This window comes from Pseudooceanicola nanhaiensis DSM 18065 (assembly GCF_000688295.1).
Lineage (GTDB): Bacteria > Pseudomonadota > Alphaproteobacteria > Rhodobacterales > Rhodobacteraceae > Pseudooceanicola > Pseudooceanicola nanhaiensis.
The window spans coordinates 90,871-116,483 of the sequence record NZ_JHZF01000015.1 but is presented as its reverse complement, the minus strand read 5'-3'; the positions used below and the strand labels follow the sequence as shown (position 1 = coordinate 116,483).

General features: G+C 69.6%; 20 protein-coding genes. 13 read left to right on the top strand and 7 right to left on the bottom strand.

Features of this window, described 5'->3' with window-relative positions; genetic code table 11:
* From glgX to treY, 4 genes are read left to right on the top strand one after another with little or no spacing between them, the layout of a single operon-like run.
* Window positions 1–2,097 carry a glycogen debranching protein GlgX gene (glgX, locus tag Q344_RS0118895; protein WP_051630846.1) on the top strand — a complete coding sequence of 699 codons (2,097 nt, stop codon included), beginning with the start codon at window positions 1–3 and terminating at the stop codon, window positions 2,095–2,097.
* Window positions 2,087–3,820 carry a malto-oligosyltrehalose trehalohydrolase gene (treZ, locus tag Q344_RS0118890; RefSeq protein WP_028288151.1) on the top strand — a complete coding sequence of 578 codons (1,734 nt, stop codon included), beginning with the start codon at window positions 2,087–2,089 and terminating at the stop codon, window positions 3,818–3,820. The genes glgX and treZ overlap by 11 nt, the downstream gene beginning before the upstream one ends.
* Window positions 3,817–5,661, top strand: a complete 1,845-nt coding sequence (malQ, locus tag Q344_RS0118885; RefSeq protein ID WP_028288150.1) for a 4-alpha-glucanotransferase — start codon at window positions 3,817–3,819, stop codon at window positions 5,659–5,661. Before treZ ends, malQ begins: the two co-directional genes overlap by 4 nt.
* A complete protein-coding gene (gene treY / locus Q344_RS0118880; RefSeq protein WP_028288149.1) occupies window positions 5,658–7,943 on the top strand; it encodes a malto-oligosyltrehalose synthase in 2,286 nt (761 codons plus the stop codon). The genes malQ and treY overlap by 4 nt, the downstream gene beginning before the upstream one ends.
* A gap of 22 nt (window positions 7,944–7,965) precedes the next feature.
* On the opposite strand, the gene Q344_RS0118875 is transcribed toward treY, so the two are convergent.
* Window positions 7,966–8,418 carry an Lrp/AsnC family transcriptional regulator gene (locus Q344_RS0118875; protein ID WP_370283602.1) on the bottom strand — a complete coding sequence of 151 codons (453 nt, stop codon included), beginning with the start codon at window positions 8,416–8,418 and terminating at the stop codon, window positions 7,966–7,968.
* Between the two features lie 131 nt (window positions 8,419–8,549).
* Between Q344_RS0118875 and Q344_RS0118870 the strand changes: the two genes are divergently transcribed.
* Both Q344_RS0118870 and Q344_RS0118865 read left to right on the top strand, forming a co-directional pair.
* On the top strand, window positions 8,550–10,919 hold the full coding sequence (locus Q344_RS0118870) for a transketolase (protein WP_028288147.1): 2,370 nt from the start codon (window positions 8,550–8,552) through the stop codon (window positions 10,917–10,919).
* A gap of 282 nt (window positions 10,920–11,201) precedes the next feature.
* Window positions 11,202–11,456, top strand: a complete 255-nt coding sequence (locus Q344_RS0118865; protein ID WP_028288146.1) for a hypothetical protein — start codon at window positions 11,202–11,204, stop codon at window positions 11,454–11,456.
* 54 nt (window positions 11,457–11,510) lie between these two features.
* Here Q344_RS0118865 and Q344_RS0118860 read toward each other — a convergent pair whose 3' ends face one another.
* The gene (locus tag Q344_RS0118860) at window positions 11,511–13,547 is read right to left on the bottom strand and encodes an NADH:flavin oxidoreductase (RefSeq protein ID WP_028288145.1); all 2,037 of its coding nucleotides are present in this window, start codon (window positions 13,545–13,547) and stop codon (window positions 11,511–11,513) included.
* A 117-nt stretch (window positions 13,548–13,664) separates the two neighbouring features.
* Between Q344_RS0118860 and Q344_RS0118855 the strand changes: the two genes are divergently transcribed.
* On the top strand, window positions 13,665–14,315 hold the full coding sequence (locus tag Q344_RS0118855) for a TetR/AcrR family transcriptional regulator (RefSeq protein WP_028288144.1): 651 nt from the start codon (window positions 13,665–13,667) through the stop codon (window positions 14,313–14,315).
* Between the two features lie 120 nt (window positions 14,316–14,435).
* Here Q344_RS0118855 and Q344_RS0118850 read toward each other — a convergent pair whose 3' ends face one another.
* The 4 genes from Q344_RS0118850 to Q344_RS0118835 form a co-directional block, all read right to left on the bottom strand.
* Window positions 14,436–15,413 carry a calcium/sodium antiporter gene (locus tag Q344_RS0118850; RefSeq protein ID WP_028288143.1) on the bottom strand — a complete coding sequence of 326 codons (978 nt, stop codon included), beginning with the start codon at window positions 15,411–15,413 and terminating at the stop codon, window positions 14,436–14,438.
* A gap of 329 nt (window positions 15,414–15,742) precedes the next feature.
* Entirely contained in the window at window positions 15,743–16,582 is an 840-nt protein-coding gene (locus Q344_RS0118845; RefSeq protein WP_028288142.1) for an alpha/beta hydrolase, read from the bottom strand.
* A gap of 19 nt (window positions 16,583–16,601) precedes the next feature.
* Complete coding sequence (locus Q344_RS0118840) at window positions 16,602–18,065, bottom strand: NAD-dependent succinate-semialdehyde dehydrogenase (protein ID WP_028288141.1); 1,464 nt, start codon at window positions 18,063–18,065, stop codon at window positions 16,602–16,604.
* A 13-nt stretch (window positions 18,066–18,078) separates the two neighbouring features.
* Complete coding sequence (locus Q344_RS0118835) at window positions 18,079–19,284, bottom strand: iron-containing alcohol dehydrogenase (protein ID WP_028288140.1); 1,206 nt, start codon at window positions 19,282–19,284, stop codon at window positions 18,079–18,081.
* A 37-nt stretch (window positions 19,285–19,321) separates the two neighbouring features.
* Here Q344_RS0118835 and Q344_RS0118830 point away from each other — a divergent pair, with 37 nt between their 5' ends.
* From Q344_RS0118830 to Q344_RS0118805, 6 genes are all read left to right on the top strand, one after another.
* Window positions 19,322–19,573 (top strand): hypothetical protein, encoded by a 252-nt coding sequence (locus Q344_RS0118830; RefSeq protein ID WP_156954756.1) that lies wholly within the window; start codon window positions 19,322–19,324, stop codon window positions 19,571–19,573.
* A gap of 75 nt (window positions 19,574–19,648) precedes the next feature.
* Complete coding sequence (locus Q344_RS0118825; protein ID WP_028288138.1) at window positions 19,649–20,335, top strand: GntR family transcriptional regulator; 687 nt, start codon at window positions 19,649–19,651, stop codon at window positions 20,333–20,335.
* Complete coding sequence (locus Q344_RS0118820) at window positions 20,332–21,888, top strand: sugar ABC transporter ATP-binding protein (protein WP_028288137.1); 1,557 nt, start codon at window positions 20,332–20,334, stop codon at window positions 21,886–21,888. The genes Q344_RS0118825 and Q344_RS0118820 overlap by 4 nt, the downstream gene beginning before the upstream one ends.
* Window positions 21,885–22,880, top strand: a complete 996-nt coding sequence (locus tag Q344_RS0118815) for an ABC transporter permease (protein WP_028288136.1) — start codon at window positions 21,885–21,887, stop codon at window positions 22,878–22,880. Before Q344_RS0118820 ends, Q344_RS0118815 begins: the two co-directional genes overlap by 4 nt.
* A gap of 39 nt (window positions 22,881–22,919) precedes the next feature.
* Window positions 22,920–23,885 (top strand): substrate-binding domain-containing protein, encoded by a 966-nt coding sequence (locus tag Q344_RS0118810; protein WP_028288135.1) that lies wholly within the window; start codon window positions 22,920–22,922, stop codon window positions 23,883–23,885.
* Window positions 23,886–23,952: 67 nt separating this feature from the next.
* Window positions 23,953–24,546, top strand: coding sequence for a DJ-1/PfpI family protein (locus Q344_RS0118805; RefSeq protein WP_028288134.1), 594 nt, complete (start codon window positions 23,953–23,955; stop codon window positions 24,544–24,546).
* A gap of 75 nt (window positions 24,547–24,621) precedes the next feature.
* Here Q344_RS0118805 and Q344_RS25250 read toward each other — a convergent pair whose 3' ends face one another.
* Window positions 24,622–25,368, bottom strand: coding sequence for a TetR/AcrR family transcriptional regulator (locus tag Q344_RS25250; RefSeq protein WP_051630845.1), 747 nt, complete (start codon window positions 25,366–25,368; stop codon window positions 24,622–24,624).
* Window positions 25,369–25,613 lie beyond the last annotated feature (245 nt).

The following is a 25,613-nucleotide window of genomic DNA, read 5'->3' as shown; positions in this document are numbered from 1 at the left end:
ATGCCAACTTCACCCGCCGTCACGACCCGCCGCGTCCTGCCCGGCAGCGACCGCCCCCTCGGCGCGACCTGGGACGGCAGCGGCACCAATTTCGCCCTGTTCTCCGCCAATGCCACCAAGGTCGAGCTCTGCCTCTTCGACGACCGCGGCCGGCGCGAGATCGAGCGGATCACGCTGCCCGAATTTTCGCACCAGATCTGGCACGGATACCTGCCCGAGGTCCGGCCCGGCCAGCTTTACGGCTACCGCGTGCACGGCCCCTACGCGCCGGAGGCCGGGCACCGTTTCAACCCGAACAAGCTGCTGCTCGACCCCTATGCGCTTCAACACTCGGGAAACCTGCGCTGGCACGATGCGATGCACGGCTACCGCGTCGGACATTCCCGGGGCGATCTCTCGTTCGACCGTCGCGACAGCGCCTTCGTGATGCCCAAATGTGTCGTGGTCGACCCTGCCTACACCTGGGGCAGCGACCGGCGGCTGGAAACGCGCTGGCCCGAGGCGATCATCTACGAGGCCCATGTCGGCGGCATGACGCTCGGCCGGGAAGACCTGCCGCACAAGATCCGCGGCACCTTCGAGGGGCTGGCCGATCCGCGCACCATCGACCGGCTGGTCGATCTGGGCGTCACCGCGATCGAGCTGCTGCCGGTGCAGGCCTATTACGACGAGGGCCACCTGCTCGAGAAGGACCTCGCCAACTGGTGGGGCTATGCCACGCTCGGGTTCTTCGCGCCCGCGCAGCGCTATCTGACGCCGAACGGCGATCCCAACGAGTTCAAGCTGATGGTGCACCGCCTGCACGAGGCGGGGATCGAGGTGATCCTCGACGTGGTCTACAACCACTCGGCCGAGGGCAACGAGATGGGGCCGACGCTGTCGTTCCGGGGCATCGACAACGCAAGCTACTACATGCTGGGCGACGATCCGCGGCATTACTACGATACCACCGGCTGCGGCAACTCGCTGAACCTGTCGAACAGCCGCGTGCTGCAGATGGTGATGGACAGCCTGCGCTACTGGGTCGAGACCTGCCATGTCGACGGCTTCCGCTTCGACCTCGCCACGACGCTCGGCCGTCAGCGCGAGACGTTCTCGCGCGATGCCATCCTCTACGAGGCGATCCGGCAGGACCCGGTGCTTCAGACCGTCAAGATGATCGCCGAGCCGTGGGACACCGGTCCGGACGGCTACCAGCTGGGCAATTTCCCCCCGGTCTGGGCCGAGTGGAACGACCGCTACCGCGACAACCTGCGCGCCTTCTGGAAGGGCGACGAGGGGACGATGCGCCAGCTGTCGGACGGGTTGCTGGGCTCGCCCGGGACCTTCGATCACGACGGCCGCCGCCCCTGGGCGAGCGTGAACTTCGTGACCGCACACGACGGGTTCACGCTGATGGACCTCGTCAGCTACGACCACAAGCACAACGAGGCCAACGGCGAGGACAACCGCGACGGCCACGACCACAACCTGAGCTGGAACTGCGGGGTCGAGGGGCCGACGGATGACCCGGAAATCAATGCGCTCCGTGACCGGCAGCGGCGGAACATGATCGCCTCGGTCCTGCTGAGCCAGGGCACGCCGATGCTGCTCATGGGCGACGAACACGGCCGGACGCAGGACGGCAACAACAACACCTATTGCCAGCCCGGTGAGATCAACTGGCTGGACTGGTCCGAGGACCGCGACCACGGGTTCGAGGATTTCGTCCGCGGCGTGATCGAGATCCGCAAGTCGCGGCCGCATTTCACCGAGCCCTATTACCTGCACGACCGGCCCGACTCGGGCGCCGCGCGTGGCGCCGGATGGCTGCACCCCGACGGGCGTGCGATGGACACCGGCGACTGGGAGGATCCCGAGGCCCGCAGCACCGGCCTGCTGATCCAGCTCGCCGGCCAGGGCAGCGTGCTGCTTCTGGTGAACGCGGATCATGAGCCCTGCAGCTTCCAGCTGCCGGGCGACGCGGACCGCGTATGGCACCGTCTCGTCGACACCGACAGCGCGCTGGCCGATCCCCGCTCGAACCGCGAAGACCGCGGCAGCGTGGAGCTGCCGGGGCGGACGCTCGTTCTGCTGGAGGCGCGGGATGACGCCTGAGACCTACAGCTGGGGCGCGCTGCCCCTCGACGGGGGCCGCTGGCGGTTCCGGCTCTGGGCGCCCGGGCTGACCGGGCTGACCCTGCGGCTCGAAGGCCGCGATCTGGCGATGGAGAGCGAGAGCGACGGCTGGTTCTCCCTCGTGACCGAGGCCGCGGCGGGCGACGCGTATTCGTATGTCCTGCCCGACGGGCGCGTCGTGCCCGATCCGGCCAGCCGGCGGCAGGCGGGCGACGTTCACGGCGCCTCGGTCCTGACCGCGCCGGCGGCGCCCGAGGTCTGGCATGGCCGGCCCTGGGAAGAGGCGGTGATCTACGAGCTTCACCTCGGCACCTTCACCCATGCCGGCACCTGCCGCGCCGCGATCGACGAGCTGCCCCTGCTGGCCGAGCTGGGCTTCACCGCGATCGAGATCATGCCCGTCGCGCAGTTCGGCGGCGACCGGGGCTGGGGCTACGACGGCGTCCTGCCCTACGCTCCGCATCCCGGCTACGGCACGCCCGAGGACCTGCGGGCGCTGGTGGCCGCCGCGCAGGAGGCCGGGCTGATGGTCCTGCTGGACGTCGTCTACAACCACTTCGGCCCGGACGGGAATTACCTCAACGCCTACGCGCCGGACTTCTTCGACCCCGACCGCCAGACGCCCTGGGGCGCGGGGATCGACTACACGCAGGGCCCCGTGCGCCGCTTCTTCATCGAGAACGCGCTCTACTGGCTGCGGGAGTTCGGCTTCGACGGGCTGCGGCTGGACGCGATCGACCAGATCCGCGACCCCTCCCGCCCCGACCTGCTGGAAGAGCTCGCGCGGGAGCTGCGGGCGGCCCTGCCGGACCGGACGATCCACCTCACCACCGAGGACAACCGCAACATCACCCGCCTGCATGCGCGGGAGGGGGACGGATCGGTGCCGCTCTATTCCGGCGAATGGAACGACGATTTCCACAACGCGGCCCATGTCGCCGCCACCGGCGAGACGGAGGGGTATTACGAAGCCTACGCCGACGATCCCTGGCACCACCTGGGCACCGCGCTGACCGAGGGGTTCACGATCAAGGGCCAGGGTGGACGCGGAGAGCCATCGGGCCACCTGCCGCCCGTCGCCTTCGTCGATTTCCTGCAGAACCACGACCAGATCGGCAACAGGGCGCGGGGCGACCGGCTGTCCACGCTCGCGGATCCGGCCGTGCTCGAGGCGCTGACGTCGATCCTGTTGCTGTCGCCGCACATCCCGATGGTCTTCATGGGCGACGAATACGGCGAGACCCGGCCCTTCCTGTTCTTCGCCGGCTTCGAGGGCGATCTGGCCAAGGCGGTGACGAAGGGCCGCCGCAGCGAATTCGCGGGCTTCGCGGCCTTCAACGAGGAGGCCGTGCCCGACCCGATCGACCGCGCGACCTTCACTGCCTCGCGCCTCGACCGCCGCCGCAGGGGCACGCCCGAAGGACAGGCCGCGCTCGAGCGGACCCGGCGGCTGCTGGCGCTGCGGGCCGCCCGCGTGGTCCCGCATCTTGCCGGGGCGGGCCCGGAGTCCGGGCGCCTGCTGATGGCGGAGGACGGCGTGCTCGCGATCGACTGGACGCTGAACGGCGCGGTGCTGAGCCTGCGCGCCGATCTCGGGCGGGGCGACGCGGAGGTGCCGCGGGCGCAGGGCGACTGCTTCTACCGCAGCGCCAGACCGGACAGCGGCCCCTGGGCGGCGCATTACCTGCGGGAGCTGACATGACGACGCGGGCCGCCCTCGACCGGCTCGCCGCGCATCACGGCATGAGCATCGCCTACGGGGACCTCGCCACCGGCTCGCCGCGCCCCGTCCCGGCCGAAACGCTGCGCCTGATCCTCGACGGGCTGGGCGTGGACCACGACGCCGCCCCGTCCGGCGCGCCCGCGGCGTCCGAGATGGTGGTGCCCGAGGGTGCCCGCTGCCATGTGCCCGCCTCGCTCGACGATGCTCCCGGCTGGGGGGTGTTCTGCCAGCTCTACGAGTTGCGGTCGGACCGGAATTGCGGGATCGGCGATTTCGGCGATCTGACACGGCTGGCCCGCATCTGCGGCGCGGCGGGGGCGGATTTCCTGGGCGTGAACCCGCTGCATGCCCTCTTCACCGCCGCGCCCGACCGCGCGAGCCCCTTCTCGCCCTCGAACCGGCGGTTCCTGAACCCGCTCTACATCGCGCTGGACGCCGTGCCCGGAGCGGCGGAGCCCGAGGACGCCGCGGCCCTGCGCAGCGACACGCTGGTCGATTACCCAGCCGTCGCCAAGGCGAAGCTCGCCGCGCTGCGCGGCGCCTTCGACACGCAGCCCTTCGGCCCCGACGCCAGCCGCGACAGCTTCGAGAGCTTCGTCGCGGAGGGTGGAGAGGCGCTGCGGCTGCACGCGGTCTTCGAGGCGATCTCGGGCCGGATGACGGCGGCCGGCCACGGCCCCGGCTGGCGCGACTGGCCCGCGGCCCTGCGCCGCCCCGGCAGCCCCGAGGTCGCGCAGCTTGCGGCCGAGCTCGCGGACGACGTGACCTTCCACCTCTGGCTGCAATGGATCACGCGCCGCCAGCTCCATGCCGCCGCCGAAGCGGCGCGCGCGGCGGGCATGCGGATCGGCCTCTACCTCGACCTCGCGGTCGGCGAGGCGATGGACGGGTCCTCCACCTGGTCCGGGGCCGCGGCGGCCCTGCCCGGCCTGTCGATCGGCGCCCCGCCGGACATGTTCGCCACCACCGGCCAGAACTGGGGCCTCTCCGCGCCCTCTCCGACGGCGCTCGCCGCCGCCGATTTCGCGCCGTTCCGCGAGATGATCGCGGCCCAGCTCGCCGATGCCGGGGCGCTCAGGATCGACCACGTGATGGCGCTCTGGCAGCTCTTCCTGATCCCCGAAAACCATCCGCCCGCGGACGGGACCCACCTGCGCCAGCCCTTCGCCGACCTTCTGCGCGAACTCGCGGCGCAATCGCGCGCCCGGCAGGCCGTGGTGATCGGCGAGGACCTGGGCTTCGTTCCCGATGGCTTCCGCGACGCGATGGAGACGGCCAACATCCTGTCCTACCGCATCCTCTATTTCGAACAGGACGACGACGGCTTCGCCGCCGCCGCGAGCTATCCGACCTCGGCGCTGGCCTGTATCTCGACCCACGACCTGCCGGTGATGGCCACCTGGTGGCGCGGCATCGACATCGGCCTGCGCGAGGCGCACGGGCTTGTCGATCCGGAAACCTCGAAACTGCACGCCGCGCATCGCGAGCGCGAGCGGAAGGGACTGCTCCGCGCGCTGGAACGCGACGGCGGGCTGCCGGCGGGCACCGCAGATGCCGCCGCGCCCGACCTGCCTGAGCAGGCGCTCGACGCCGCGCACAGGTTCCTCGCCCGGACGCCCTGCCTGCTCTGCGGCGTGCGGCTCGCCGACCTCGTCGGCCCGACCGAGCCGACGAACCTGCCGGGAACGGTGGACGTCTATCCCAACTGGCGGCCGCGCAGCCCCGTGCGGATCGAGGATCTGCCCGAGCACCCGGCCTTCGCCCGCGTGACCGCGCTGATGCGGGCCGAACGGCCGCGGCCCGAAAGGAGCGCATCGTGACCCTGCCGACCGCCACCTATCGCCTGCAATTCCGCGACGGGATGGATTTCGACCGCGCCGCGGGGCTCGCGCCCTACTGGGCCGGGCTCGGGATCAGCCATCTCTATGCCTCGCCGCTCTTCACCGCGACCGGCGGCTCGACCCATGGCTACGACATCACCGACCCGACCGAGATCGACCCCGCGCTCGGCGGGCGCGCCGGGCTGGAGCGCCTCTCGGCCGCGCTGAAGGCCGAGGGGCTGGGGCTGGTGCTCGACATCGTGCCGAACCACATGGCCTTCGCGCCGGAAACCCCGTGGCTGCGCGACGTCCTGCGTCACGGGCGCGAGAGCCGTTATGCCGGGCATTTCGACATGGACATCGCGGCCGACCGCCTGCGCCTGCCGTGGCTGCCCGCGCCGTTCCACGCGCTTGCCGCCGACGGCGCTTTCCGTGTCGAGGACGATGCCGACGGCCCGGTGCTGGTGACCGGCGGGCTGCGGATCCCGCTGGCCGAGACGCCCTCCCTCGCCGCGGCCCGGAACGATCCGGGGGCCATCACCGCTCTGCACGAAGAACAGCCCTGGCGCGCGGTGTACTGGCGCACCGAGATGGACAGCCTCTCGCACCGCCGCTTCTTCAACGTCACCGGGCTGATCGGCGTGAAGGTCGAGGACCCGGCGGTCTTCGAGGACGTGCACCGGCTGCTCTTCGAGCTGACGGAGGCCGGGATCGTCGACGGGATCCGGGTGGATCACGTCGACGGGCTGGCCGATCCGGCCGGCTACCTCGACAAGCTGCGGGCCCGGGTGCCCGACCATCCGGTCTGGGTGGAGAAGATCCTCACCGGCGACGAGCGCCTGCCGTCCTGGCCGGTCGAGGGCACGACGGGCTACGAGATCACCCGCGTCTTCGACCGGGTCCTCGCGGCGCCCGAGGGGCTTGACCACATCACGCAGGCGTTCCGCGCCGCCACGGGCCGCACCGCCCCGTTCCACGACGTGCTTGCCGACGCGAAGCGGCAGGTGCTGACGCAGGACCTGTCGGCCGAGCTCTGGGCGCTGCACCGGCTGTTCTGCGCCGTGCTGGACGGCACGCCCGAGGGCGAGGAGCTGGGGCCCGAAGCCACCCGGCAGGCCATCGTCGAATACATCACCGCCTTCCCCCGCTACCGCACCTACCTCACCGCGGATGCGCAGCCCGAGGAGGACCTGCGCCTGATCGCGGACACCATCGACGGCATCCGCCCCCCGCTGCCCGTGGGCGACGCGCTCAAGGCGCTCGGCGCCGCGCTCACGGCCCGAGGCCCCGCCGCCGATGCTTTGCGCGTCCGGATGCAGCAGGTGACCGGCGCGGTGGCCGCCAAGGCGCAGGAGGACACCGCCTTCTATCGCGAGACCCGGCTGCTTTCGATGAACGAGGTCGGCGGAGAGCCCGACGACGGCGCGCTCGATACCGCGTCGTTCCATGCGCTGATGACGCAGCGCGCCGAGGAGATGCCGCATGGCATGGTCCTGACCTCCTCGCACGACACCAAGCGGTCCGAGGACGCGCGCACCATGCTGATCGCCGCCACCCATGCGCCCGCGGCCTTCGACGCGTGGATGGCCCGATGCGCCGCGCAGGCGCCCGAGGGGCTGGACCCGGGCACGGAATGGTATCTCTCGCAATCGCGGCTCGCGCTCGGGCCGGAGGCGGAGGCCGCGGCGGAGCGGCTGGCCGATCACGCGGTGAAGGCGCTGCGCGAAGCCAAGGAGGCGACCTACCACACCGCCCCCGACGCCGCCGTGGAGGACCGCGCCACGGGCTTCGCCCGGGCGCTTGCCGAGACGGAGGAGGGCCTTGCCGCCCTTGCGGAGATCGCCGCGCAGCTGTCGCTGGTTCAGGTGGCGCTCAAGCTGACGATCCCGGGGATTCCCGACATCTACCAGGGCGCCGAGATCATCACCCGGACGCTGACCGACCCGGACAACCGCCGCCCGGTGGATTTCGACCTGCTCCGGCGCGCGCTGGAGGCGCCGGATGCGCTGCCGCAGGGGCCGGCGCGCGACAAGTTCGCATTGACCCGGACCCTGCTGCGGCTGCGCCGTGACCGGCCCGCGCTCTTCCTCGAAGGCAGCTATGCGCCCGCCGAGGCCGCGCCGGGTCAGCTCTCCTTCACCCGGCAGCACGAGGGGCTGACGTTGCTGGTCACGGTCGCGCTCCGGCCTGGCGCGGCGGCGGAGGGCGCAGCGGAGGGGGAAACGCTCTGGCCCCGCGATGCAGGACAGGGCCCGGTGCGGATCGCGCTGCGGACGGCCTGACGTGGCCGCCCGGCGGCGCTGCTCAGACCGCCCGCGACAACCCCGCCTTGACGCGCCGCAACGGGATCGAGCTTTCGATGGAGGCGACGCCATGCACCTTGGTGAGCTTGCCGACGAGGAAGACCTCGAAGGTCTTCAGGCTCTCGGTGGCGATGCGCAGCAGGTAGTCGCGGCTGCCGGTCATCAGCCAGCAATCGACGACCTCCGGATAGGCCGTGACCGCGGCCTCGAAGGTCTCGAGCGCCTCGTCGACCTGCCGGTCGAGCTTGACCGAGACGAAGACGGAGACGCCGAACCCGAGCGCGGCCTCGTCGACCAGCGCGGTGTAGCCGGTGATGATCCCCGCCTGTTCCAGCCGTCGGATCCGGCGCGCGACGGGGGTCTGGCTCAACCCGACGCTTTCGGAGATCTCGTTGATCGACGCGCGTCCGTTGGCCAGAAGCGCCTGCATGATGTCGCTATCAATTTTATCTATCACGAGAGTTTCCGCCACGGTCCTGCAGGATGGCGCCATTTATCTCTACCGCAGGCACCAAAGGCAATCACATTTGGAAGGACTCGCCAAGCGGTGCGTGAGATACTCCGCGCGATCCCGAGGAGGAATGAATGACGTCGACCCTGAAGCTGACCGAACAGCGCCTGCTGTGGCTGTCCCACTGGATGATCCACCACGCCAACCACATCCGGCCCAAGGTGGACGGGATCAAGGTCGGCGGACACCAGGCCAGCTCGGCCTCGATGGTGTCGATCATGACGGCGCTCTATTTCTCCGCGCTGCGGCCGGAGGATCGGGTGGCGGTCAAGCCGCATGCCTCGCCGGTCTTCCACGCCATGCAGTACCTGATGGGCAACACGACCCGCGTGAAGCTGGAGGCCTTCCGCGGCCTCGGCGGGGTCCAGAGCTATCCCAGCCGGACCAAGGACATCGACGACGTGGATTTCTCCACGGGCTCGGTCGGTCTTGGCGTGGCGATCACCTCCTTCGCGTCGCTGACGCAGGATTACATCGCCGCCAAGGCTTGGGGCCGCGACGTGCCCCTGGGCCGGATGGTGGCGCTCGTCGGCGATGCGGAGCTGGACGAGGGCAACGTTTATGAATGCCTTCAGGAGGGTTGGAAGAACGGCCTCCGCAACACCTGGTGGATCATCGACTACAACCGCCAGTCGCTTGACGGGGTGATCCGCGAGGGGCTCTGGCAGCGGATCGAGAAGATCTTCGACGCCTTCGGCTGGGACGTGGTGCGGGTGAAATACGGCGCGCTCCAGCGGGCCGCCTTCGAGGAAGAGGGCGGCGATGCGCTGCGCGACTGGATCGACAGCTGCCCGAACCAGCTCTATTCGGCGCTGACCTACCAGGGCGGCGCGGTCTGGCGGAAACGGCTGCTCGACGATCTCGGCGATCAGGGTCCGGTGAGCCGGCTGATCGAACGGCGCAGCGATGCGGAACTGGCCGCGCTGATGGAGAACCTCGGCGGGAACTGCGTCCAGACCATGGCGGACACCTTCGCCGCGATCGACCACGACCGGCCGACCTGTTTCCTCGCCTACACGATCAAGGGCTGGGGCACGCCGATCGCGGGGCACAAGGACAACCACGGCGGGCTGATGACGACCGCCCAGATGGCCGAATGGCAGGCGCACATGGGCGTGCCCGAGGGCGAGGAATGGGAGCCCCTCGCCACGGTCGAGGACCCGGAGGCCTTCCGCGACTGGCTGTCCCGCGTGCCGTTCTTCGCCGAGGGGCCGCGCCGTTTCAGCGACGCCCGGATCGCGGTGCCTGAGATCCCCCTGCCGAAGGACGCCGAGATCGCGACGCAGATGGCCTTCGGCAAGCTGCTGGACGCGATCGGCCGCACCGACAGCGCCCTGGCGGAGCGGATCCTCACCATGTCGCCGGACGTGACCGGCACGACGTCGCTCGGCCCCTGGGTGAACCGCCGCAAGCTGTTCGCGCGCGAGGCGCAGGCGGATACCTTCCGGGAGGAGAAGATCCCCTCGACCGCGAAATGGGACTTCGCGCCGGAGGGCCAGCATTTCGAGCTCGGCATCGCCGAGATGAACCTCATGCTGATGCTGGGTGCGGCGGGCCTGTCCCATTCGCTCTTCGGGCGGCGGCTGATCCCCATCGGGACGGTCTACGACCCCTTCGTGGCGCGCGGGCTCGATGCGCTGAACTATGCCTGCTACCAGGACGCGCGCTTCCTGCTCGTCGGCACGCCCTCGGGCGTCAGCCTGGCGCCCGAGGGCGGCGCGCACCAATCCATCGGCTCGCCCCTGATCGGGATGAGCCAGGACGGCCTCGCCGCCTTCGAGCCCGCCTTCGCGGACGAGCTCGCCGCGATCCTCGAATGGTCCTTCGACTACCTCCAGCGCGACGGCGAGGGCGATCCTGACGAACGGACCTGGCTCAGGGACGAGACCGGCGGGTCGGTCTACCTGCGGCTCTCGACCAACCCGATCGAGCAGCCGGGCCCGCGCCCCGATCCGGACTGGCGGCAGGGTGCCATCGACGGCGCCTACTGGCTGCGCAAGCCCGGCCCGAACTGCGAGGTCGTCATCGCCTACCAGGGTGTCGTCGCGCCCGAGGCGATCCGGGCGGCCGGTCTGCTTGGCGAATTCCGCCGGGACATCGGCGTGCTGGCGGTGACCTCCGCCGACCGGCTGAACGCCGGCTGGACCGCCGCGCAGCGCGCCCGCGCGCGGGGACAGGAGGCGCAGTCGCTGGCCGAGCGGCTGCTCTCCCCCCTGCCCCGCGACTGCCGGATCATCACGGTGATCGACGGGCACCCCGCGACGCTGGGCTGGCTCGGTTCGGTCGCCGGTCACGTGACGGTGCCGCTCGGGGTCGAGCATTTCGGCCAGACCGGCACAATCGGCGATCTCTACCGGGTGCACGGGATCGACGCCGAGGCGATCGTCGAGAAGGTCCGGGGGCTCACGGCGGGACGAAAGGTGCCCTCCCGCCTCGTGGGGTGAGGGCGGCGCGGAGAGCCGGCTGACATCATTGCGGTGCGGCGTCCTGCGCGCCTTCGCGCCGGGGCGCCCGCCTCAAGCCTCTCCGGACGGCCGCAGGAAAGTTGCGCCCCATGCAAGGCCATTGCCTTGCCAGACAGGCGCCGGGTCCGGCGAAACGGTTGACAACGCCCGATTTCGGGCCAGTTTCATGCGCCCCACACAAGGACATACCCGGGCAGGCCCGACGACGCTCCGGCACCCCGGGGCCGCCTGCCGATCCGAAGACCACAAAGGAGCCCCGCCATGGAAGCTCAGGTGATCGCCGCGCTCATCCTGTTGCCCTTCGCATTGGCCTTCATCTACGCCGCCGTCCACGAGTACCTGCGGTACAAGTCCGACGGACGCGCGAATTACGGCCTCGTCTACAACGAGGAGACCGGGACGACCCACGTCACCGGGATCGCCGACGACCAGGAAGCCTACGACCCCGAGGATTACGATCCGAACGCCTACCGGGACCTCGACGTTAAGCAGGAGCCCGAGGAGAAAAGCAGCTAGACGGCCCCTCGGTCCTTCTGAACCGACCGCGCCTTCGCGCCCCCCGTCCGACCTTCACACCGCCTTGAGCAGCCGCAGCGCATCGTAGACCGCCGCATGCGTGTTGCGCGCGGCCACGGCGTCGCCGATGCGGAAAAGCTGGTAGCGCCCGTCCGCGTTGCGCAGCAGCTCCTGCCTCCGGCCCTCGATCAGTGCGTCGTAATCCACCTCGCCCAGGTTGGTCGATCCGGCGCGCAGGTCGAAATAGAGCTCGTCCAGCGGGCGCGTCCCGTGATTGACGACGACCTGATCGACCACCCGCTCGCGCTGCACCCCGCCGTAATCGCTGCCGATCTCCGCGATCAGCCGGTTGCCCTCGCGGCGCACGGCATCAAGCTTCCACGTCACGGTGAAGGTCACGTCGCGGGCCTGCAACAGGCGCATGGCCGGGGTGAGCGACATCGCCATCACCTCGGACGAGATGTTGCGGTCGCGCGTCATCAGCTCGACCCGCGCGCCGCTGCCCGAAATCAGCTCGGCGGCCTGAAGCGCGGGATAATCGCCGGCGTCGTCGTAGATCAGCACGCTCTCGCCCGGCTTCACATCGCCCGAGAGGATGTCCCACGCGGAGACCACCAGATCGTTGCCGTCCGCGAGGACCTCCGTATGCGGCAGGCCGCCGGTCGCGACGATCACGACATCCGGCGCGTCGTCCCGGACCGTCCCGGCATCGGCGACGCTGTTGTAGCGGATGGTCACGCCCATCCGGTCGCATTCGGACAGCCGCCACTGGATCAGCTGCATCATCTCGGCCCGGCGCGGCGTCAGCGCCGTGAGCCGGACCTGCCCGCCGGCCTGCGGGGCGGCTTCGTGGACGATCACCTCGTGACCGCGGCACGCGGCGACCCGCGCGGCTTCGAGCCCTGCGGGCCCGGCCCCGACGATGACCACCTTCCGCCGCGACTCCGCGCGGGCGATCTCGTGCGGCTGCTCAAGCTCCCGGCCCGTGGCGGGATTGTGCAGGCAGAGCGCCATGCCGCCCTGGTAGATCCGGTCGAGGCAGTAGTTCGCGCCGACGCAGGGGCGGATGCGGTCCTCTTCCCCGCGCATGATCTTGGCGACGATATGCGGGTCGGCCATGTGCGCCCGCGTCATGCCGACCATGTCCAGCTTGCCGCTGGCAATGGCGTGCCGGGCGGTCGCGACATCCTGGATCTTGGCGGCGTGGAATGTCGGAAACCGCGTCGCCGCACGGATCTCTCCGGCGAAATCGAGATGCGGCGCGCTCCGCATGCCCTGCACCGGGATGACGTCGGTGAGGGCCGCATCCGTGTCGATATGCCCCCGCACGACGTTGAGGAAATCGACCATCCCACTGTCCTTCAGCCGGTGCGAAATCTCGAGCCCGTCCTGTTTCGTCAGCCCGCCCGGCACGTCCTCGTCCGCGGTGTAGCGGACACCGACGAGGAAGTCGGCGCCGCAGCGCTCCCGGATCGCCCCGAGCACGTCGAAGGTGAACCGCAGCCGGTTCTCGAGGCTGCCGCCGTAGGGGGCGTCGAGATCGTTGGTCAGCGGCGACCAGAACTGGTCCATGAGGTGCCCGTAGGCCTCAAGCTCGATCCCGTCGAGCCCCGCGGCCTTCATCCGCTCCGCCGCATCCGCGTAATCGGTGATGATACGGGCGATGTCCCAGTCCTCGGCCCGCTTGGGAAAGGCCCGGTGCGACGGTTCGCGTTCGTGTCCGGCCGAGACCACGGGCAGCCAGTCGGCCTTGTCCCACCGGGTCCGGCGGCCAAGGTGGGTGAGCTGGATCATGACCGCGCAGCCGTGATCGTGGCACGCGTCGGTCAGCGCCTTCATCCAGCCGACGACCTCGTCCTTCCAGGCCAGGATGTTGTTGAAGACCGGCGGGCTGTCGCGCGAGACCGAAGCCGATCCCGCGGTCATCGTCAGGGCGACACCGGCGCGCGCGCGTTCGGCGTGGTAGGCGCGATAGCGCTCCTTCGGCATCCCGTCCTCGGGATAGGCGGGCTCGTGACTGGTGATCATCAGGCGGTTCTTCAGCGTCAGGTGCTTCAGCTGGAACGGCTGGAGAAGTGGATCGGCGGTCATCGGACCCTCCTGGTCTGCCACCTAGCGATTCCACGAAATGTTCATACCTGTCAAGTTTATGATCGGACCTGTCCATTTCACTTGTTGGCGCGGCGTCGCGGCGCTACGCTCGCCCCCATGACCGAGACGGGTATCCAGGATCAGACCGGGTGGCGCGGGTCGCGCGACGTGTGGCTGGCGGCGGCCCGGACCGCGCTGCTGGAGGGCGGGATCGACGCCGTGAAGGTCCAGCCGCTGGCGACCGGCCTGAACCTCTCGCGGACGAGCTTCTACTGGTTCTTCAAGGACCGTGCTGCGATCCTCGACGCGCTGCTGGACGAATGGGACGCCTCGAACACCGCCGCCCTGGTCGAAGGCTGCGCGGCCTATGCCGAGACGATCCAGGAAGCCGTGCTCAACCTGATCAGCGTCTTCCTCGATGAGACCCGGTTCGAACCGCGCTTCGACATGGCGGTCCGAAGCTGGGCCCACCAATCCGACGCGGCAAGCCAGCGCGTCCGGCAGGCCGACGACAGGCGCCTCGCGGCGATCCGCGCCATGTTCGCGCGGTTCGGGTTCTCGGATGACGAGGCCGACGTGCGGGCGCGGACCGTGTACCTTGTCCAGATCGGGTATATCTCGCTCCAGACCCGCGAGAGCCTGCGCGACCGGATGGCGCGCGTTCCGGCCTATGTGAAGACCTTCGCGGGCGCCGCCGCGACCGACCGGGACCTGGCGAGGTTTCGCGCCCGGCACGCGACGGGGGCCCCCGAAGACGACGGCCCCTAGGGTTCGAGCGCGCCGCGCGACGCCATCCGAACCCGACGCCGCGCAGGCACCGGGGCCCGTCCCGGCCCGAAAGCCGCAAGGCGATCGAGGCGCGCCCCGGCGCGCGCAGTTCGAACAGGCTTATGGCCAGAGCAGCGCGATGTAGCCGACATAGGCCGCCAGAAGCACGCCGCCCTCCCAGCGGGCGATGCGCAGGCCGGTGGCAGCGAAGAGGACCAGGAGGCCCGAGACCCCCAGCATGACGAGGTTGTCGAAGGACACGATCTCGGCCGGGACGACGGAGGGCGAGATCAGCGCCGTGGTGCCGCCGATCCCGAGAATGTTGTAGATGTTCGACCCGACGATGTTGCCGAAGGCGATGTCGCTCTGCTTTCTCAGCGCGGCCAGGACCGAGGTGACGAGCTCCGGCATCGAGGTGCCGAGCGCGACGACCGTGAGTCCGATCACCGTCTCGGAAATCCCGAAGGAGCGGGCCAGCCCGACCGCGCCCTCGACGAAGAACCGGCCCCCGAGGATCACGAGGACAAGCCCTGCGACCGCAACCGCCAACGGCACCAGAAGGCTGCCCGCGGAGGGGCGCGACGCGCGCAGCGCCGGGTCCGCACCCTGCAGCGCGGCGCCCTTGTCGTACAGTGCCCCGTGCGGCGCCGCATTCCGTTCCTGCCGGATGGCCATGGTGATGTAGGCGACGAGAGCCGCGAGGAAGACGACGCCCACGCCGCGGCCCATCGGGATGACGGCGCTCGCCCCGGCGAAGACGACCGCCGTCGCGAGCATCACCGCAGCGTCCCGGCGCAGGGCCGCAGACGTCACCGCGATCGGCAGCAGCAGGGACGAGACCCCGACGATCAGCAGGACGTTGGCGATGTTCGACCCGACGATGTTGCCGAAGGCGATGCCCGGAGAGCCCGCCAGCGCGGCCTGGACCGAGGTCACGAGCTCGGGCATCGAGGTCCCGAAGCCGACGAGCGTGAGGCCGATCACCAAGGGCGAGATCCCCAGCCGCTCGGCGACCTGCACCGCGCCGCGGACCAGCAGCTCCCCGCCCGAGACAAGCAGGAGGAGGCCGCCCAGCAACGGTAGCCAGATGTCGAACATGTGCAGTACTCCCGATCCGATTCCCCCTGAGATGTGCATCGCACGCCCTCACATTCAAGAATCCGCCCATCTCGTCACGGCGGATTTCACGGCTTCCTTGTGGTCGCGCGCCGATCCGGGCGTCCCGGTCCATGGGCCGCGCCAGTCGCAGACGGTCCGCAGATAGCGGCGTGATCCGGCACGGCGCGGAGGTCATCAGCGCCGCGCTGGCGGCGACGTTCCGCGACCAGGCGTTTCCTGGAACAGGTGCGGCAAGGGTCGGGAGAGACGCGCGCCCCGGGCCCTCCGCTGCTCCGTCAGCCGAGGTCCACCGTCCGAGACACCGCGCGTCAGGAGGACGCGACGAGCTCGAGAAGCCTTCGGCCGAGAGGGGCGTCCGGATCGGCCAGGTCGTGGACGACGGTGAGGTGGTTCCGGCCGCGCTCGCGGCGGAGCTCGGTCGGCTGCTCCTCCCGGTCGAGGAGCGCGTTCAGGGCGACGGCCTGATCCTGGAACGGCGCGGTCTCTTCGTCGCCGCGGGTGATGATGCGCCGCGGCCCCGGAATGTGCCGCGCCAGCAGGGGCGACCAGGCGCGGGCCTCGTCGTCGGTCATCTTCGCCTCGTCCTTCAGGAACGAGCCCGGGATGCCGGAGAGGTCGTAGATCCCGCTGACCAGCATGAGGCCACGCAGCGCGGGCAGGTCGGCCGGGCCTGCGTCTCCCGGCGCCTCGGAGGCGAGCAGCGAGGCGAGATGCGCCCCGGCCGAATGGCCGCTCACCGTGAAGCGGGCCGGGTCGGCGCCGATCTCGGGCGCCATGCGGACGACGTGCCGCGCGGCGTTGCGGACCTGAGCCACGATCTCGGCCAGCCGGGTCCCGGGCATCAGGTCATAGCCGATCAGCGCGGCGATCCCCCCGGCCGCGATCACGGGCGCCGCGACGCGGGTATGCGCCGCCTTGCTGCCCCCCCGCCAATAGCCGCCGTGGATGAACATGTGCAGCGGCGCGCCGGGGGCCGGATCGGGCGGAAATACGAGGTCGAAGCTCTGCCGCGGCGTCGGGCCGTAGCTCAGGTTCCGTTCGATGCGCACGGTCTCGGCGAAGGCGCGGCTGCGCGCCTCCGTCTCGGCCATGATCGCGTCGAAATCGGGGATGAAGTCCCGGTTGCGGTAGAGGTCGTGCTCGGCCATCGCTCGTCCTTTCCCGCCGTCAGAATTCGACGGCGAAGTACTTGGGCTCCATGAACTCGAGGATGCCGATGACACCGCCCTCGCGCCCCAGCCCGCTCTGTTTCGCGCCGCCGAAGGGGGCGGCCGGGTCCGACATCAGCCCGCGGTTGATGCCGACCATCCCGGTCTCGATGCCGCGTCCGACGCGCATCGCCCGCATGATGTCCCCCGAATAGACGTAGGCCGCAAGCCCGTACTCTGTGTCGTTGGCCAGGCGGATCGCCTCCTCCTCGGTCTCGAAGCGGTAGATCGCGGCGACGGGGCCGAAGATCTCCTCGTGCGCGAGGGCCGCATCGCTCGGCACATTCTCCAGCACCGTCGGCGGATAATAATAGCCGCTGCCGTCCACCGGCGCGCCGCCCGTGGTGGCCCGCGCGCCGCGCGCCTTCGCCTCCGAGACCAGCCGGTCGATCTTGTCCACGGCCTTCGTGGTGATCATGGGCCCGCACTGGGTCTCGGGATCGTAGCCCGCGCCCAGCTTCAGCGCGGACATGCGCTGCGTCAGCCCCGCGACGAAGGCATCGTGAATGCCCGCCTGCACGTAGAAGCGGTTCGCGGCCGTGCAGGCCTCGCCCCCGTTCCGCATCTTGGCCACCATCGCCCCGTCGAGCGCGGCCGAGAGGTCGGCATCGTCGAAGACCAGGAAGGGCGCGTTGCCGCCCAGCTCCATCGAGCAGTTCACGACCGATTTCGCGGCCTCCGCCAGCAGGATGCGCCCGACCCCGGTCGATCCGGTGAAGGAGAGCTTGCGCACCCGGGGATCGGCCAGCATGGCCGCGGTGACCGGGCCGGGGTTCGAGGTCGTCAGCACGTTCACCACCCCGGGCGGCACGCCTGCCTCTTGCCCGAGCCGCGCCATGGCATAGGCGGTCAGCGGCGTTTCCGAGGCGGGCTTGAGGATCACCGTGCAGCCCGCGGCCAGCGCCGGCGCGATCTTGCGCGTGGCCATCGCCGCCGGGAAGTTCCACGGCGTGATGAGCACCGCGATCCCGATCGGCTCGTGATCCACGAGGATGTTGTGCGCGCCGGACGGCGTGTGGCGGAACTCGCCACCGATCCTGGTGGCTTCCTCGGCGTACCAGCGGAAGAACTCGGCGGCATAGGCGACCTCGCCCCGCGCGTCGGCCAGCGCCTTGCCGTTCTCGAGGCTGATCAGCAGCGCCAGCTCCTCGGCGCGCTCGGTCATCAGGGTGAACCACCGGCGCAGGATCTCGGATCGCTGCCGCGGCGGCGTGGCGCGCCAGCCGGCGGCGGCGGCCTCGGCGGCGTCCACGGCGCGCATGGCGTCCTCGATGGAGGCGTCGGGCACCTCGGCCAGCGTGGTGCCGGTCGAGGGGTCGGTCACGGGGATGCCGCGCCCGGCCTGCCATTGGCCGCCGATATAGAGACCCTCGGCATGAAGCGCGGGGTCCGCGTAGCCGGTGAAGGCGGTGTCGAGTGTCATCCTGGGATCTCCGTCAATGGGTTTCGAGCACGGCCAGCTCGCCGCGGAAGGCCGCGCCGACCAGCCGACGCATGTCCTCGGGCGGCAGCGGGCGCGGGTTGTTCTGGATCAGGCGCGCGATGCCGCAGGATTGCTCGGCCACCCAGTCGAGCTTGTCTTCGGCGAGCCCGAGGTCGCGGAGCGTGCGGGGTATGCCGATGCGCCCGAAGAGTGCCGCAATCGCCGGGATCACCTCCGCGCCGCTTGTCAGGCCGATGGCCGCGGCGATCCGGTCCAGCTCGGGACCGATCTCGGGAGCGTTCCAGGCCATGACGTATGGCATCAGGCAGGCGACCCCCGCGCCATGCGCGGTATGGGTCAGCGCGCCGACCGGGTACTGGATCGCATGGGCCGCGGCGGTCCCGGCCACCCCGAAGGCCAGCCCGGCCGTGGTGGCCCCGAGCATCACCTGCGCCCTCGCCTCGGCGTTTCGGCCGTCGGCGCAGGCCGCCTCCAGCCCCTCCCAGAGCAGCCCGATGGCGGTCAGCGCGAAATGGTCCGAGGTCGCGTTCTTGCCGACGAAGACCCGCTCCTGCGCCAGCCCCGGTTCGGGCGCGCGGCGGATCGCGGTGAAGGCCTCGATCGCGTGGGTCAGCGCGTCGGCCCCGGCGATGGCGGTCAGGGCGGCCGGGCAGGTCAGCGTCAGGTCCGGGTCGCAGATCGAAACGGTGGGAATGATGTGGGGCGAGGAGATGCCGACCTTGAGCTGGCGCTCCGAATCCGAGAGCACCGCCACCGGCGTCGCCTCGGAGCCCGTTCCGGCGGTGGTCGGCACGGCGATCAGCGGCATGACCGGGCCGGGGACCAGGAACTCGCCGTAGTAATCCTGCGGCGTGCCGCCGTGGGTCAGCAGGACCGCCACGCATTTCGCCATGTCGAGGCAGGACCCGCCGCCGACCCCGATCACCAGGTCGGGCGCGAAGTCCCGCGCGGCCTCCGCGCTGGCGACGGCGGTTTCGACGGGCACGTCCGGCAGGGTCGAGCCATCGACCCGGACCGCCAGGCCCGCGGCCTCGAGCTGCGCGACCATGGCGCGGAAATCCGCGTCGCCGGCCAGCCGTTCGTCGGTCACCACCAGCGCCCGCCTGCCAAGCGTGGCCGCGACCTTGCCGAGGGCCGCGCGCTGGCCGCTGCCGAAAATCAGTTCGCGCGGGGCTCTGATCGTGCCGAATAGGGTCATTTCGTCTCCTGTCATGTCGTCTGCCCTCTGCGAGGGCGTGCAGTTCGTCGTAGCGGGCGCCGGGCAGCGCGATGCCGTCGCAGAGCGCCTGCGCCCGGCGGGCGCGATCCCGTCGCCGGGCACGGCCACCGGGCGCCAGCCCGCGAAGCTCGGCCTCGACCAGGAGATCGGTCTGGAGACGCGCATGCGCCGCGGCCACACCGCGCGGCACCTGCGCCTTCTTTGCGACGTTCCGAAGATCTCCGATCGAAACCAGCACGCGTCCCCTCCCGGATCAGATCCTATATGATATTGTATTTGACATACGACATCCTATCAGTGTTAGGTTCGGCCTTGTCAAGAATGCTGAAGTGGGGAGGAACGCATGGCAGTCACGGCGGATCGCGACGAAAAGGGCGGGTTCGTGCGGCCTTCGAGCATTGCCGAAAGCGTGCACCAGCGGATCTACGAACAGATCATGTCGCTGGAGATCCCGCCCGGCGCGCGGATCCCCATCGACGGGCTGGCGCGCGAACTGAACGTGTCGCAGACCCCGGTGCGCGAGGCCCTCACCCGGCTGGAGCGCGAGGGTCTGGTGCGCAAGGCCCACCTGATCGGCTATTCCGCCTCGCCCCAGCTCACCCGCAAGGAGTTCGACGACCTCTACAGGTTCCGCCTGATGCTCGAACCCGAGAGCGCGCGGCAGGCCTGCCGGAAGCTCACGCCCGAGACGCTGGCGCGGATCGAAAGCGCCGCCGCGGACATGGAGAAGGGCGAGCAGCCGGTCGACCGCAACAGCCGCTATTCCCGTTTCGCCCGGGCGGACGCCCATTTCCACGACGAGATCCTGCGCGTCGCCGACAACGAATTCGTCCGGCAGGCGCTCAACGACCAGCACATCCACCTGCACATCTTCCGCCTGATGTTCCACAGCCGCGTCACGCAGGAGGCGCTCGAGGAACACGAGCGCCTGCTTGCCGCCTTCCGCGCCGGCGCGCCCGAGGATGCCTACAGCGCGATGCACGACCACATCGAGCGCTCCCGCGACCGGCTCGCGGCGGCCTTCGAATGAGCCTCGCGGCCCCCGATACCGCGCCGGGTCGGACCGCCCCCGCGCCGGTGCTGCGCGCCGAGAGCCTGTCGAAGGCCTATGGGCCGATCACCGTGCTCAGCGATGTGACGCTCGATATCCGGCCCGGCGAGGTCCACGCGATCATCGGCGAGAACGGGGCCGGCAAGTCGACGCTGATGCGGCTGCTGTCGGGGCATGCCGAGCCGACCGGCGGGGCGATGGCCATGGCCGGCGCGCCGGTCGCCTTCACCAATGCGGTTCAGGCCGAAGATGCGGGGATCGTCCTGGTGCACCAGGAAATCCTTCTCGCCCCCGATCTCACCGTGGCGCAGAACCTCTTTCTCGGGCGCGAACTGTCCCGCCTCTTCGCCGTCGACGACAGGCGGATGAACCGGCGCACCGCCGAGGTTCTGGCGCAGGTCGGCGCCTCGGCGCGACCCTGGACCATCGTGGGCGACCTGCCGCTGGCGCAGCGCCAGCTGGTCCAGATCGCGCGCGCCCTGCTCGACGACCGCAAGGTCATCATCCTCGACGAACCGACCGCGATGCTGGCGCATGACGAGGTCGACGCGCTGCTCGACATCGTGCGCAACCTGCGCGCGCAGGGCGTCGCCGTGCTCTATATCTCGCACCGGCTGGAAGAGGTGGAGGCGCTGGCCGACCGCGTCACCGTCCTGCGCGACGGCAAGATGATCGGCACATGGCCGGCCGCCGATCTCGACCAGCGGCAGATGGCGGAACTGATGGTGGGGCGCGAGCTCTCGATGCTCTACCCGCCGAAACGCGAGCCGGCGACGGCCGAGCCCGCGCTCACGGTCGAGGACCTGACGGTCGACCACGGCAGGATCACCGGCTCCTTCAGCGTCCGGCCCGGCGAGGTGCTGGGCATCGGCGGCATGATCGGCGCCGGCCGGACCGAGCTGATCGAGGGCCTGATGGGGCTCCGCCCCTCCCAGGCCGGCGCGATCCGGGTGAACGGCACGGCGGTCGCCAAGCCCGGCGTCGGCGCGCTGATGGCGGCGGGGGTCGTCTACCTGACCGAGGACCGCAAGGGGAAGGGCCTGCTGCTGAACGAGGGGCTGGGGCCGAACCTGATCCTGCAGGCGATGGACATGATCAATCCGCGCCTCCGCCTCGACCGGAAGAAGGAGGCCGCGGTCGTCAGATCCGCGGTGGAGGACTACGACATCCGCGTCCGCAGCCTCTCGATCGAGGCCGGGCAGCTTTCGGGCGGCAACCAGCAGAAGCTGCTGCTGGCCAAGGTGATGCAGGCCGACCCCTCGGTCGTCATCATCGACGAGCCGACGCGCGGCATCGACATCGGCAACAAGAGCCAGATCTACCGCTTCATCGACGGTCTCGTCCGGGCCGGGAAGGCCTGCGTCGTGATCTCGTCGGAGCTGCCCGAACTCGTCGGTCTTTCCGACCGCGTGCTCGTCATGCGCGGCGGTCGCTTCGTCGCCGAGCTGACGGGCGGGGACATCACCGAGCAGAACGTCGTCTACGCCGCCGCGAGCAGCGGCAAGGACACCGAGGGGAGGAAACGCGCATGAGCAGCGCCGAGATCGCAACGCTACCCGAGAGCGAGGGCTTCCGGATCCGCTGGGGCGACCTCGCCCCCTTCATCGCCCTCGGCGTGATCATCCTGCTGGGCACGATGATCAACTCGAACTTCATGTCGGCGAACAACATGCTGAACGTGATCACGCGGAGCGCCTTCATCGCGATCATCGGCGTGGGCGCCACCTTCGTCATCGCGACCGGGGGCCTCGACCTCTCGATCGGCTCGATGCTGGCCTTCGTGGTCGGCATCATGATCATGGCGATGAACGCGCTCGCGCCCTCTCTGGGGCCCTGGGCGATCCCGGTCGGCGCGCTCGTCGCGCTGGTGGTGGGCTCGCTCTGCGGGTTGATGAACGGGCTGATCGTCACCGTGGGACGGATCGAGCCCTTCATCGTCACGCTCGGCACCATGGGCATCTTCCGCGCGCTCATCACCTACATGACCGACGGCGGCTCGCTCTCGATCGACCGCAGCCTGCGCGCCGCCTACCGCCCGCTCTATTTCGGCGATTTCCTCGGCGTGCCCTACCCGGTCATCATCACGCTGGTCATCGCGCTTCTCGGCGCCTTCATCCTCTACCGGACGAAATACGGCCGCCGCGTCACCGCCGTCGGCTCGAATGCCGATGTCGCCCGCTTCTCGGGCGTGCATGTGGGCGGCGTGCGGACCATGGCCTTCGTCATCCAGGGCTTCTGCGTCGCCGTGGCCGCGATCTGCTACGTGCCGCGCCTCGGCGCCGCGACGCCGACCACCGGCCAGCTCTGGGAGCTGCAGGTCATCACCGCCGTGGTCATCGGCGGCACGCTGCTGCGCGGCGGCAAGGCCCATATCTGGGGCACGGTCGCGGGCGCACTCATTCTCGAGGTCATCGCCAACGTCATGGTCCTGTCGGACATGGTGTCGGAATACCTCGTCGCCGCGGTCCAGGGGGCGATCATCATCATCGCCATGCTGGCTCACCGCTTCACAAGCTCCCGCTGAACGGACGGAGCGCACATGAACCCAATGGAGGAGGGAACCATGGAACTGAGAACGAAAGGGGCCGCACTGCTATCCGCGGCGGCAATCGCGGGGGCGCTGACCGGCGCGGCCGCACAGGCGCAGGACAAGGACTTCACCATCGCGGTGTCGATCCCGGCCGCGACCCACGGCTGGACCGGCGGCGTGGTCTACCACGCGCAGGAGGCCGAGAAGCAGCTCGAGGCGGCCTACCCGAACATCGACGTCATCGTCTCCACCGCGTCCTCGGCCACGGCCCAGGTCGCCTCGCTCGAGGACCTCTCGGCCACCAACGAGCTCGACGCGCTGGTGATCCTGCCCTTCACCTCGGAGGAGCTGACCGGCCCGGTGGAACAGGTCGCCTCGAACGGGACCTTCATCACGGTGGTGGACCGTGGCCTGTCGGACCCGTCGATCCAGGACCTCTACGTCGCCGGTGACAACATCGCCGTCGGCGCCAACACCGCGAAATGGCTGGTCGAGAAGCTGGGCGGGACCGGCGAGATCGTCGTGCTGCGCGGCATCCCGACGGTGATCGACGACGAGCGCATCAAGGGCTTCCAGGACGTCATCGACCAGTCCGACATCAAGATCCTCGACATCCAGTACGCCAACTGGAACCAGGACGAGGCCTTCACCCTGATGCAGGACTACCTCGGCAAGTATCCCAACATCGACGCGGTCTGGGCGAACGACGACGACATGCTGCTCGGCGTGATCGAGGCCGTGGACCAGGCGGGGCGCGAGGACGTCCAGTACATGCTGGGCGGCAACGGCATGAAGCAGGTGATCGAGATGGTGAAGGCGGGTGACGAGCGCACCCCGATCTCGACCCCCTACCCGCCGTCGATGATCGCCTCGGCCATGTACATGACCGCGGCACAATTCGCCGGCCAGGCGCCGATGCGCGGATCGTTCAAGCTGGATGCCCCGCTGATCACGCCCGAGAACGCCGACCAGTTCTATTTCCCGGACAGCCCGTTCTGACCATCCAGAGCACCGTCCGGCCACTCCGTTCGGCCGGACGGATCACCCAAAGACGCAGGAGACCCAGATGAGCGGCAAGAAAATCCTCATGCTGACCGGTGAGTTCACCGAAGAATACGAGATCTACGTCTACCAGCAGGGCATGGAGGCCGTCGGCCATACGATCCACGTGGTCTGCCCCGACAAGAATGCGGGCGACATGATCGCCACCTCGCTGCACGATTTCGAGGGGCACCAGACCTACACCGAGAAGCCGGGCCACAATGCCGAGATCAACAAGACCTTCTCGGAAGCCGAGGCCGAGCTCGACAGTTACGACGCGGTCTACGCGGCGGGCGGGCGCGGCCCGGAATACATCCGCACCGATCCCCGGGTGCAGGCGATCGTGAAGCACTTCCACGACACCGGGAAGCCGATCTTCACCATCTGCCACGGGGTGCAGATCCTGATGGCGGTGCCCGGCGTCCTGAAGGGCAGGACCGTCGCCGGGCTCGGTGCCTGCGCGCCCGAGGTGGTGGCCGTCGGCGGCACCTATTACGACGCCGATCCGAAGGAAGCCTATGTCGACGGCAACATGGTCTCGGCCAAGGGCTGGACCGCGCTGGCCGCCTTCATGCGCGAATGCCTGAAGGTGCTGGGCACGGAAATCCGGCACAGCTGAGCGCAACATGCATCCCGGCAGGCGAAGGGTCCGGAACGACCCTTCGCCTCCGGTGCATCTGCCGGCTCCGACGTGTCAGCCCTGTTCGTTCGGGGACCTGACCAACTCCGGTCTCGCCAGGAAGCCGGGCGAAAAGATCATGTCGCAAAGCGGCGCGAACCGCGCCTCCAACTCGGCGCAATGCGCATCGACCGTCATTCCCGCGTCGCGGATGAACCCGTGAAAGGTCTGGGTCCAGACGTCGTAGAACAGATGCGCGATGGCGCGCGGATCGCCGGTCGCACCGGAATGCAGGGTGAGGTCGTAGCGCGACAGGATCACCGTGATGAGGTCCAGCAGCGCGTCATCGACCTGCCGGAACGACATCGCAAGCCCGGTCGTCGGATGGCGCATCGCCGCGGCGTTGGCATAGCGCCAGATGCGCTTGCTGGCGATGTTCATGGTCTCCACCGAGATGTCCGTGAAGACCGTCATCACCGTCTCGAGGAAGGTCACGTCCGTCCTCGGCTCCAGCACATTGCTGGTCTCGCGCGCCTTCTGGGCCCCCTCGGCAATGATCGCGATGAGGATGCCGTCCTTGTTGCCGAAATAGTTGAACACGGTCGGGGGCGACACGCCCGCAGCTTCGGCGATCTCGGCCATGGTGGTCGCGTCAACGCCGCGCTCGCCGAAAAGCCGTCTTGCGTGGTCGCGGATCTCCTCCCGCCGCCGCGCCTTCTTGCGGGACCGGAGGCTTCCTTCGGCCCCGTGCTCGCCATCCGGGCTGATGGCTGTCGCGTCCGATGCCGCCATGCCCTGCCTCTGCGCCCTCGTGCCCTTCATCCGGATCTTTCTTTACTCCGTAAAAGTTTTTATTGACTAAAACTTTATCGTCAATAGCAATGGAGCCGTCGACCGGTCTGGGGAGGGTCCTGGTCCATCGTCTGTCACGCTCCTGCACTCGGGGACTGCCCCGCCGTCCCATCGGCAGGGCCTCGTTGAACCCGGATACGCCAGCCCGGGCACGGATGCCATGCCCATGCAGGCTGGCCGCAACGCGGCAGGACAGGAGGCGGGCTGCCGTCGAC